Source organism: Alteromonas sp. BZK5 (assembly GCF_014349115.1).
In the GTDB taxonomy this organism is placed as follows: domain Bacteria; phylum Pseudomonadota; class Gammaproteobacteria; order Enterobacterales; family Alteromonadaceae; genus Alteromonas; species Alteromonas macleodii.
The window spans coordinates 66,905-78,806 of record NZ_JACSOE010000014.1; the positions used below are offsets into that span (position 1 = coordinate 66,905).

Genomic DNA, 11,902 nt, shown 5'->3' on the forward strand with positions numbered 1-11,902 from the left:
ACACCAATAATAGGGGAACCACAGCAATGCAAAACTCGGGGAAACTCGCATTTGCTATCTTCTTGCTGGCGCTAATCGCGGCGCAATTTATCAACAGCAAGGTGCAAAAAGTCTGGGTTGAACAATCCTACGTTTATGACCTGTACGACAATGAACAGGGCCGACTGTCCTACATGTTCAAAGGCCAGGAGCTCACTATTGAGCAGATAGTGCCCTATGCATCTTCACCTTTAAACCAAGCTAATTTAAGTAATGGCCAGCCGCCCGAATTGGGTCAGCAATGGGTCGACCAAGACGGACAGGTTAAACTCCTCAAACCAGCTTTTCATTTTGGTCTGTGGTCGCTGCTGCCCGCTTTTGTCACGGTAGCACTTTGTTTGTTAACAAGAGAGCCTCTGACCGCTCTATTTGCCGGGATTGTCTCGGGCGCCATTATGCTTGGTAATTACGACCTCACTGACAAAGTATTGATCCCAAACTTGTCTACCGAAGGTGCTGCCTCATTACTTTTGCTCTACCTTTGGCTGCTTGGCGGATTATTGGGGATCTGGTCTAAAACGGGGGCGGCTCACGCCTTTGCAGAGTTTATGACGGAAAAATTCGTTACCGGCCCGCGCTCGGCAAAATGCATTTCCTGGATGCTAGGTGTGCTGTTTTTCCAGGGGGGAACCATGAGTACAGTTTTGGTAGGTACTACGGTCAGGCCATTAGCGGATAAAGCCAAAGTAAGCCATGAAGAAATGAGTTACATTGTCGATTCAACGGCCTCACCGATTTCTTCGGTACTCGCTTTTAACGCCTGGCCGGCATACATTCAAGCGCTTATTTTTGTTCCGGGCGTGTCCTTCCTCGCCACCGAAGCAGACAGAATCAGCTTTTTCTTTTCCAGTATCCCCTTTAGTTTTTATGGTATTTTCGCAGTTATCGGCACGTTGCTTTTGAGTCTGAATATCACTATCTTTGCCGGTGCGCGTATTCGTGCAGCCAAAGCAAGAGCAGATCGAACAGGCCAGTTAGATGGCCCCGATGCGACACCACTAACAGCCAAAGAGCTGCAACACCCTGAAGTGCCGAGCCATTACAAACCTCACTACTTAGAGTTTCTGATCCCCCTTGTCTCTCTGATTTCCTGCGCGGTTTTGACATTTGTTTTTTTAGGCAGCCCAAACGTGAACTGGGCGTTTGGCGTGGCTCTCTTGCTGGCCTTTTTCATCTCGCTGGCAAAAGGCATGTCGCTGATTGACGTTATGGATGGATTTGGCAGTGGTCTAAAAAGCGTTGTATACGCGTCCGTTATTTTGCTGCTCGCCGTCATTGTTGGTGCTATCAGCAAAGAAATTGGCGCAGGCCTGTATTTAGTGTCACAAATTGGCGAAACCATGCCGTTTTGGTTGTTACCCATCACACTGCAACTCATGACAATGCTCATCGCCTTTTCAACAGGCACAAGTTGGGGAACTTATGCCATTGCGTTTCCGTTAGCGATGCCATTAAGCTGGGGTATTGCCGTTAATTCTGGCATGGACAATCCAGAGATATTCATGATGATTTGTTTCGCCACCGTATTGAACGGTAGCGTATACGGCGACCAGTGTTCACCCATTTCTGACACGACTATACTCAGTTCCATGACCACAGGCTGTGACCTTATGGATCACGTTAAATCGCAAATAGTGCCTGCTTCCTTTGCTGCAGCTATCGCCGGTTTATTGTGGACATTTTGTGCGGTGTTATTCACTTAAGGGTAAATCGACCATGCGACTTCGACATATTGAAATTTTTCACGCAATTTACACCACTGGCACTATCACCAATGCTGCAGAACTGCTTCGTGTCTCGCAGCCTTCGGTGAGTAAAGTTTTATCGCATGCGGAAATGCAACTGGGGTTTCAGCTCTTTGATCGTGTTAAAGGCCGGCTCATCCCTACCCGTGAAGCGGAAATGCTGTTTCACGAAGTCGATAAAATTTACCAGCAGATCCGCTCCATAAATAACACCGCTCGCAATATAAAACGCTCTAGCAAAGGTACCATCAGAATGGGAGTAACACCTGCTTTGGGTTTTGAAGCTGTCCCTGAGGCGATTGCCGATTTTCATCGGGATTATCCCAACGTCAGCTTTGAAGTGAAAACGATGCACAACGACGAGGTGATGCAATCATTAATTGAACACAAATGTGACTTTGCCATGTTGTACTCGCCCAAGGAAATGCCTGGTGTAGAGTCCAACAAATGCGCCGATTCTGAACTGGTCTTCATGTATAACAAACACTGGTTTGATAAAGCCAAGACATCGTTGCAGATGTCTGATCTGGAGGACAAAGAACTCATTGATATCGCTGACAGTGGTCCACTGGCGGATATGTTGTGGACCAGAATGATGAAAGAAGGTGTGCGATTTTCTTCAGAGGTAAAAGTACAAACCTATTTCATCGCCGCGAGAATGGTTGCAAAAGGCATAGGGTTTTGTGTTGTTGACAGACATACAGCGGAAAGCAACCTGTGCGGGGATGTTGCCATCGCTTCATTTGAACCCAAACTGACTTTCGACATCTGTTTATTGCATTTGGCAAACAAAGGTATACCCAAGGTCGCCGAAGAGTTTATTCCGTATTTGAAAGACACCATTGCTTCTGACTTTTAAAAAGCAATGGTGATACGGCAGTAAGAAGCACCGATAACAGCTTTGTATCGTAGTCTTAGCTTGCTTTCTGCTTGCGCTAAAACTGAACAAACATTAACCGCTTTTTTTTTAAAATCCATCAGTGAGAGCATTGGGTCGTCTTGGGTCTGAAGCGCCGAACATGAAGCCATCTTTTACCATAATCGACTGAGTACTGCCCATGGTGTAGGTTTCTTTGACGTTTTGCCCCTTTTGCTTCAGCAGTTCAATGGTATCTCTATTAAAGCCGGGCTCGACCTCTAACACGTCTGGTATCCACTGATGATGAATACGCCGTTGATTGGTCGCCTCAGTGACATTCATGCCATGATCAATAGAATTAACTATCATTTGCGCGACAGCATTGATGATTCGGCTACCGCCGGGGCTGCCCGTAACCATAAAAGGTTTACCCTCTTTCAATACAATAACAGGCGACTGTGAACTGACTGGTCGTTTTCCCGCTTCAAGCTTATTAGCTTTACTGGCAATGAAGCCTTTCGCCCCTTTTATGCCGGCCCGAACAGAGAAGGTATGAATTTGATTGTTAAGCAAAAAACCAGTGCCTTTAACCACTTTGCCGTTGCCAAAGGAATAGCCCAGGGTATAGGTATTGGACACAGCGTTTCCGTCACCGTCCACGATAGAAAAGTGAGTTGTTGAAGGACCTTCATCGCCTAAGCGATCGCCTTTAAGTGTTAAGGCATCAATCGATTCGTTGAGCTTAATTTTGTTCGCTAATTTATTTGCCCTTTTTTTATCAATTAGCCATTTAACCGGAACAGCATAAAAATCCGGATCTGCCATGTAGGTGCCGCGGTCTGCAAAAGATAGCTTCATGGCTTCTGCCATCACGTGGTATGACTGACTACCGATACCCCATTCGCCGAGTGGATAATTCTCCAGAATGTTAAGCATTTGCATAATAGTAACCCCGCCAGAACTCGGAGGCGGCATGCCAAGCACCTGATATCCGCGATAGTCGTTCGACAGCGGTTTCTTGATTTTTACCTGATAACTGGCCAAATCTTGGTGGTCAATGTGCCCACCGTTTTTCTTCATATCCGCAACGATTTTTTCTGCGATCTCACCCTTATAAAAGGCATCGGGCCCGTGTTTGGAAATCTGTTTTAGAGACCAGGCTAAATCGGACTGAATCAGTTTATCGCCCCTCTGGTAGCTTGTCCCATCGGGTTTGTAGAATGAGGCCCGTGTGCTGTCATTTTCAGTTAGCCATCTTTTTTTTGAGTCTAATATTTGAGCCAAATCATAGTTGACTACAAAACCTTGCTCAGCCAGCTCAATGGCTGGTTGTAAAAGTGCTGGCCAACTAAGTTTGCCGCTGCCAAACTTGCGCCAAACCTCATGCATACCGGCGACCGTGCCTGGTACACCTGCAGCATGCCAGGAGGTGGCCGATTTTCTGTTTTTCTCGCCCGCTTCGGTAAGAAAGTGCTGTGCTGTAACGCCAGTAGGGGCAGTTTCTCTGTAGTCGATAGCATAGGATTGCTGCTTTTGATTCGAATGGAAAACCATAAAGCCGCCACCACCAAGATTACCTGCTCTGGGCAGTGTCACCGCAAGCGTGAACCCGACTGCGACGGCCGCATCAATAGCGTTCCCGCCTTGTATCAGAATGTCTATTCCTACTTCTGTAGCCAGGGTATTCTGAGTCGAGACCATGCCATTTTCCGCTACCACGGGGGAGAAAACATCCTGATATCGCACGATACCGGATTTTGACAAGTGGTAGGGATGTTTAACGGGTTGTGCTACAACTGGCAACATCAATGACAAACACATGGACAGAAATGCCGAAAGAACTTTCATATTCACTCCCAATGAAAGGCCGATGTGGTTAACATCAGGCTTTTAGTGCTGTTACCCGCTAAATTGCGGGTAACGACTGATTATCCAGGCTGACTATCAGAAGCTGTAGTTAACCGATGTGTAGAAGTAACGACCGCGGCTGGAGTGAAGTTGTCCATCGTAGCCGAATGTGGTGTCCGCCAATGGCGGTTCTTCATCCGTTACATTGTTCACACCGAAGGTCAGGTTCAGGTTTTCATAATCCATGAAATTACGTTTCGTTAAGTGAACATTTGCTCGCGTTTGCGACGGCACCTCGTAAAAGCGGGTTTCGCTGCCTTCAGTGATACTCACGCTTGTTTCCTGTACATCGCCCACATATCTGAGGAATAAGCCAGAGCGCCATAAGCCGTCGCTTGATTCCCACGAAAGCATTGCTGTAGCTTGCAGCTCTGGAATACTCGCTGTTCCAACAATGTCGCCAACATCTGAACCTAGTACCTCCTCTGGTGCACCGGCATTTACTATCGTCAACGCATCACCGCCAGCAACCTGATTGAATTTTAGCGTTCTGGCGCCATTAAGTCGGATATCAAACTGACCAATGCCAGTGTCAAACTCATAGTTCACGCTAACGTCATAACCAGAGATCGTTCTGGTGTTTAAGTTCTCATAGCGACGATTAATAAGCACAATTTCGCCCAGCGGGTTGTCCTGATCAATTTCGCCGCGGATCACATCCGGATTGGATGAGCCATTGGCACGCGCGATCAAGTCCAGTCGTGATATGTTTTCATCAGACAAAACACCAACAGAATCGATTGTTTCAACCTCCCACCAATCGTAAGTCACGGTTAAGCCGTCGAGTGGCTGTACTGTAAAACCTATGCTTATATTGTCACTTTTCTCAGGACGTAAGTCTTTGTTACCAGAAGTCGACAAGTTGTAGTTGCCGTTACCTGGACCGCCATCTGACAACGTGGTTGAGTTCACTATAACATTGCCGTTCTCATCTAAAGCGTTCTCAGCAAAGTCATCTACGCTGGTCGTTAATGTAGCGCCAGGTGAGTTGATTTGAATTAAGTTTGGTGCCCGAAAGCCTTTTGAAGCCGCCGCTCTGAATTGAAGCGCTTCAACCGGGAACCAGGAAACTGCCATTTTAGGGCGGGTAATGTCGCCAATATCACTGAAGTTTTCGTAGCGAACGGCTAACTGAACATCCAGACTATGTGCGCCTGGTAAATCCGCCAATACCGGAATAGCAAGCTCACCATACGCAGAAAACACGTCGCGTTCGCCATCTACATCCAAACGAACACTACTCCCTTGCAGACTACTCGGATTAACAGGATCAGCGTTACCTTCTACAAAGGGGTCGGTGCCATCAAAAATATCGCTGTTGTCTTCTTCTAACTCTTCTCGGCGCCACTCGACACCAAATGCAAAGCCAACGTTACCAGCTGGCAGAGTGTAGACGAACGGATTAGAGGCTTTAAAATCGACTAACGTTAAGCTGGTTTTTGCACTTCTTTGTGCGGTTGTCAAAAACGGGGTAATGCTGGACTGTGGGTTCGGTGTTAAATCATTGATGCTCGATGGATTAGCTGGATCAACACCCGTAAACGGATTGTAAGCATCCGGCGTGTCTAGGCTTAGCTGCGCTAATAAAAGCGGTGAACTAATACGGTTGCTCATGTTGTCGTCAGTTTGCGCCTCGCTGTATAAAATTGCAGAGTCCCAATCCCAGTCGTTGTAGTAGCCACGAAAACCATTTAAAAAGCGGAAGCTGGTGCTTTCTACTTCAACTTGACGTGGACCAACATCGGTGGGGCGAATACTCAGGTTGTATGCTAAACCTTCTACCGGAACCACTTCAGGGTCTAAACCTGGGAGGCGGTTTGGGTTAATACGTCCGTCCGCAAAAGTAACTGGACCAAACGGGTTCCAATAGCTATGTGCCGGTACATCAAATGTACCGTTACTCAGAATTGCCGACTGTTCCCACTGACGATTGGCTTTAGCCTGGTAATAGGTCGACTCGTTATAAAACTCTATGTCGTCGTTAATTTCGTGAGTGAAATTAGTGTAAATGTTGACGCGATCAACATCGGGGATCAGTGTCCGTTCTTCGTTGCGATTTGGACGAAGTGCACGATCATGGCTGCCCGCGGCATCGATACAAATATCATCCATAATACCGGCACCGTCGGCAATGGCACCACCGCCACAACTACTGCCGTCGACCTGATCTCCCGCGTTATTGATGTAGTTAGTCGGACGAATAATGTAATCATCGATTGAGCTGGACAAACCAATAAAGTGAACATCGGCCCAGGGCTCTAAACTGGAGCGGTTGTCAAACCCGGTATTGTCGGCAAATTCTTCCGGTGCCCGTGAACGCAAGTCCTGGTTACTGGAAAAATCGTATTCAGACGCCATCACACCTTGTCTTTTTGTGTAGTTTGCGCTGACCATGAAGAAGCTCGCACCATCGTTAAATTCGAAACCGTAGTTACTCGATAAGGTGAAGTCACTACGATCTGTGTCTTGTTCAGCTCCGTATCTGATATTGAAATTACCACCTTCGTAATCGTCTTTGGTCACATAGTTAACAACCCCAGCAACCGCATCTGCGCCATAGAGTGCTCCCGCGCCATCACGAAGTACTTCAACCCGCCTTAAACCAGAAACCGGCAGCGTATTTGAGTTGACGGAAGTGACCGGTACGCCAAATTTCGTTTGAGTAATCGGATGGTTGACCATACGGCGACCATTCAACAACACAAGCGTGTTACCCTCACCGATGCTTCTTAAGTTGACTGAACCAACGTCGCCACGAGCCGCATTCGTTCCGGTGTTACCACCACGGGTATTGGTAAACCCTACCGCACCGATTTGTGGGATAGAGCGCAATAACTCGTCACCATCTAAGGCGCCTGTTGTTTCAATGTCCTCAGCATTAAGACTGGTTACAGGTAGCGTAGAGGTCATTTCGCTGCCTCTGATGTTTGAACCGACAACCGCAACGCGTTCAATATCTTTTTCTTTTGGTTGTTCCTGGGCATTGGCATTAGAACTAATTGCAACGCAGCCTGCTACGGCCATTATTATCGATGCTGATATTTTCTTAAGCTTAAACATGTTGCTCTCCGGACTATTTGTATTTGTACTTCTTGTTACGGCCAAATCGTTCTTGTTATTCCTTTCAATTTAAACTAGAACGTTGAATTTAGAGTTACCAATAAGTTTGCTTTCCAAAGATATAACCTGTGGCTATATGCCCAATAACCGCGTCGCTTGTAGTCCAGCAATAAAATGGCTAATAAAGAATATATCCGAGTTGACGACCAATATTTCCCACTAAAAAGTCTCATCAAAGCTTGTCGACAACATAGTAAATTACACAAGCGCAGAATCAATAAGTGGACAGCACAAACAGACCGTTTCAAAAGGAGATAACTGAGGAGCACTGATTAGGGCCAGGTGATTTGGATGTTACCAGCAGTGAACTCACGTTCGCGCTGGCTTAATGACGCGACACCTTTTAATACAATATGAAATGGGTTCAGCTTGACGTGCGGCCCTTTATCTTTGCTGTGTTGTTACTGTACAGCAACCGTACCGGCATCCGGACGACGCGGATCCGAGGCGCCAAAAAAGTAGCCGTCCTTATACATAACCGACTGCACACTGCCCATGCTTTTGGCGTGCTCCACGTTCTGACCAAGCAGCGTTAGAATTTCAATCGTATCAGGGCTGAATCCCGGCTCTAACTCTAACCTGTCCGGTAACCATTGGTGGTGAACACGCGGTGCGTGGATAGCATCGGCGATATTCATTTTATGGTCCATTACATTAATGAGTACTTGCAGAACAGTTGTAATGATTCGACTGCCCCCCGGACTGCCTATTACCACGAAAGGTTTACCGTCTTTAAAGATCATCGTCGGGGTCATTGAACTTAGTGGCCGTTTCGTCGGTTGAATCGAGTTAGCTTCGCCGCCGATTAAGCCAAATCCATTCGGTACACCGGGCTTTGAAGAAAAGTCATCCATTTCGTTATTCATCAAAATCCCCGTACCCGGGATAACGATACCTGATCCATAAGAGAAATTGAGCGTGTAAGTATTTGAGACCGCATTACCGAATTTATCCATCACTGAAAAATGGGTTGTGTCCGGGCTCTCAAAGCGCGGAGGGCTGCCGGGCTTGATAGTTTTTGATGCGCGTGCGCGTTTCATAGAAATGTTCGACGCAAGCTCTTTTGCGTAGGACTTGCTGGTTAAGCCTTTAATTGGCACGTCAAAATGATCGGAATCGCCTAAGTACTCGCTTCTATCCGCATACGCCAGCTTCATCACTTCACTTAGTAAATGAACGTTTTTAGCGCTGCCCGCCCCCATTTCGGCAACGGGGTATTGCTCGAGTATATTCAGCATTTGCACTACGTGAATACCACCGGAACTGGACGGAGGCATAGAGGCAACGTCAAAGCCACGGTAATTGGTACGCACGACTTCCCTTTCTGCAACTTCGTAACTGGCCATATCCTCTAAGGTGATCAGGCCTCCGTTCTTCTTCATCTCTTTTGCTATTTTGCGAGCAATAGCACCTTGGTAAAAGGCCTTGGGTCCCTCTTTCGCTAATAGTTTTAACGTATTCGCCAGATCCGGCTGAACCAGTATTTCACCTGCTTTATAAGGGACTTTATTAGCTTTGTAATACGCCTTTGCCGTTGCGTCATTGGCTGTTAGCCATTTGTGACGGCTCTTCAGGTTTTCCGCCAGGTCGTACGACACTACAATGCCGTCCTGTGCTAAACGAATCGAAGGTTCGACTATACTTGCCCAACTCATGGTGCCGTACTTCTCAAGTGCATGGGATAAGCCAGCAACCGTGCCCGGTACACCAGAAGATTGATGACTAAATCGTGCGAGTTTGCTGTCGACGTTGCCTCGTACATCCAGGAACATATCTCGGTGGGCGGCTTTAGGGGCCACCTCGCGGTAATCAATCGCAACTGTTTTGTTGTGCTCGGCGATGTGAACTAGCATAAAACCGCCACCTCCTAGGTTACCCGCTCTGGGCAGTATAACGGCCAAAGCGATACCTGTTGCCACTGCTGCGTCGACAGCATTACCACCACGAGAAAGGATTTCAGCACCTATCTGGCTTGCCAATTTACGCTGGCTCGACACCATGCCTTTCGTACCAATAACAGGGTGGTGAATTGAGTCGTAACGAATGATGGCTTCACTTTCGTCAACGTGATTTTGCGCATTTACCGTCAGCGCTACCGCCATTAGACCAAGACTGATAGACGCCTTTCTTAGTATTTTGGCAGCGTTTTTTACTATTAATTTTTTCACTTTATTGTACTACTTTTGAGTTTTTACATACGAGACAAAACATCTTCGAGTGAATCGGCTTTGCGGATAAGATCAATGTTCATGCCATGAGTATTGCCGCTGACAGCGTAAACAGGGACTCGTGGTAAGCTGTTATAATCAAAATGATTACTGAAATAGTAGCCACCTGTATCGTGTACCAGAACATAATCGTTTGCTTCGAGTTTTGGCAAGGCTTTGTTTTTACAAATTAAATCACCGGAAAAACAGCAAGGGCCGGCAACATCGGTATCGACTACCTCGGAGTTTGTCTCAGTTCTCATATTCCCCTGTGCGTCAAATCCCGTCACTCTTAGTGGCCATGAGTCCGGTAAAAATACGGTACGGGTCATGATTTGGGCACCAGCATGTGTGGTCGCAATATGCCTGCCGCCCATGGACTTAGTGTACTCAACTCTGGTTAGAATAAAGCCGTTTTTAGCAACGATGGCACGGCCAAATTCGGTTTTAACTTGGTACTTTCCCGAAAACAGGGCAGGCACGGCCTCTTTAAGGGCATCTGCGTACCGCTGGAAGCTTGGGGTAACCTCTTCGCTCGCAAAATTAACGGGTAAACCGCCGCCAATATCAATCTGTCTGATTTGCTGAAAGCCCACTCTGTCGTTGATCATCTCTGCCAGATTTACTATCTCAGCAATCCCTTTTGCCATCAGCTCTAATTCACACCCTTGGGAGCCCGAATGAGTGTGCAGGCTCGTTAACCAGGGGCGCTCAGCGTAGATCTCCAGCAATTGCTGGCGATTGCCGCTATCAGCCAGTGCATAACCAAATTTGGACGTCGACGTGGCGGTGCTGGTTGAAGCAATTGCGCCACTGCCAATTTGTGGATTAATTCGAAAGCCAATCGACGATTGCGTATGCGGGTACGATTCCAACAACGCGTCTACTCTTTCCAATTCCTGTAAATTATCAATGTTGAGTGCGATGTCATTTTTAATGCAGGTTGTCAGTTCAGCCATCGTTTTAGCGGGTGAGTCAAAAATAATGTTGTGGTTTTCAAAACCAGCCCTTTTGGCGATGAGCAACTCGCCCGGACTCGATACTTCGGCTCCAATACCTGTCTGGTTCAGTTTTTTCATGACTGCGGTCAGCGCATTGGCCTTTGTCGCAAAGGTATGCACAAAATGCGCTGGGAACGCCTTTTTGAGTTCAATAATCGTATTTTCTAGCGCATCAAAATCCATCACGCCAATCGCGCTGGTCTCGCCATTCAGAATATATTTTTGTACCGCTTGTTGAACAATATCCTGCTTTCGGATCATGTTTTGATTCCCTAGGGGTATTAGGATTTCCCCAAAATTTCGGTTTAGATTGGTTCGATTTACAGACTCAATCAGAAAATTTAAAGATAAGCCAGATACTTACTAAGCGGTAATAGCGATCTTTTGCAGCGGTATAACCTTAGGCTATCGAGCTAACTAAACATAGGGAAGTAAAAAAAAGATTAATGCCACGCACTGTACTTTGCAAAACCAGTTTCAAGGTTGTGTAGTGGCAGACTAAAGATGAAACACTGGCAAGCTGGGGCGGTACGCTCACCGATCAGGATTTTCGCTACCGTGATAATGGTGACGTGAAGGATCTCTCGGTGTTTGGTGAGTTGACCTGGCACGTGAATACCGACCTGGACCTGACGGTCGGATTACGCCGTTTCGACAATGAAATCTCCAATGACACAGAAATAGAACTGCCAATCTACCCAGGCGCGTCTGAAGTAGGGGCGACCGCAGAAGAGAGCGATACGCTGTTTAAGGTCAACCTGTCTTACGACGTCAACGATGCAATGATGGTGTACGGTACCGTTTCCGAAGGCTATCGCCGTGGCGGCACCTGTGCCGCGCCGCTGACAGGCGGGTTTGCTGAAAATCCGGAATACCTGAATTATGATTCCGACTCGGTGACCAACTACGAGATTAATGGTATGAACCCTCTCCTCCCATAAAGGCTTCAAATGAGCCAAGATAGGGTTGTTCAAATCACTATCAAGAAGGAGAAGGTCACATGAGTAAGGTAACAATAGGTCT

The 11,902-nt window shown here is 47.0% G+C and carries 7 protein-coding genes; 3 read left to right on the plus strand and 4 right to left on the minus strand.

Annotated features, from left to right (window positions below; translation table 11 throughout):
• Window positions 1-26 precede the first annotated feature (26 nt).
• Together BIZ39_RS06235 and BIZ39_RS06240 are read left to right on the plus strand one after the other, a co-directional pair.
• Window positions 27-1,742 carry a Na+/H+ antiporter NhaC family protein gene (locus tag BIZ39_RS06235; RefSeq protein ID WP_187446605.1) on the plus strand — a complete coding sequence of 572 codons (1,716 nt, stop codon included), beginning with the start codon at window positions 27-29 and terminating at the stop codon, window positions 1,740-1,742.
• A 13-nt stretch (window positions 1,743-1,755) separates the two neighbouring features.
• Window positions 1,756-2,643: a LysR family transcriptional regulator gene (locus tag BIZ39_RS06240; RefSeq protein WP_187446606.1), complete on the plus strand. Its 888-nt coding sequence runs from the start codon at window positions 1,756-1,758 to the stop codon at window positions 2,641-2,643.
• Between the two features lie 108 nt (window positions 2,644-2,751).
• Here the strand turns inward: BIZ39_RS06240 and ggt (BIZ39_RS06245) are convergent, their stop codons facing one another.
• The 4 genes from ggt (BIZ39_RS06245) to BIZ39_RS06260 all read right to left on the minus strand — a co-directional run bounded on the left by ggt (BIZ39_RS06245) (window position 2,752) and on the right by BIZ39_RS06260 (window position 11,140).
• Window positions 2,752-4,491 carry a gamma-glutamyltransferase gene (gene ggt, locus BIZ39_RS06245; protein ID WP_187446607.1) on the minus strand — a complete coding sequence of 580 codons (1,740 nt, stop codon included), beginning with the start codon at window positions 4,489-4,491 and terminating at the stop codon, window positions 2,752-2,754.
• A 96-nt stretch (window positions 4,492-4,587) separates the two neighbouring features.
• On the minus strand, window positions 4,588-7,611 hold the full coding sequence (locus BIZ39_RS06250; RefSeq protein WP_187446608.1) for a TonB-dependent receptor domain-containing protein: 3,024 nt from the start codon (window positions 7,609-7,611) through the stop codon (window positions 4,588-4,590).
• Window positions 7,612-8,072: 461 nt separating this feature from the next.
• Window positions 8,073-9,773, minus strand: coding sequence for a gamma-glutamyltransferase (gene ggt, locus BIZ39_RS06255; RefSeq protein WP_187446610.1), 1,701 nt, complete (start codon window positions 9,771-9,773; stop codon window positions 8,073-8,075).
• Between the two features lie 89 nt (window positions 9,774-9,862).
• Window positions 9,863-11,140, minus strand: a complete 1,278-nt coding sequence (locus tag BIZ39_RS06260) for a diaminopimelate decarboxylase (RefSeq protein ID WP_187446609.1) — start codon at window positions 11,138-11,140, stop codon at window positions 9,863-9,865.
• A gap of 251 nt (window positions 11,141-11,391) precedes the next feature.
• Between BIZ39_RS06260 and BIZ39_RS06265 the strand changes: the two genes are divergently transcribed.
• Complete coding sequence (locus BIZ39_RS06265) at window positions 11,392-11,820, plus strand: TonB-dependent receptor domain-containing protein (protein WP_262385727.1); 429 nt, start codon at window positions 11,392-11,394, stop codon at window positions 11,818-11,820.
• Window positions 11,821-11,902 lie beyond the last annotated feature (82 nt).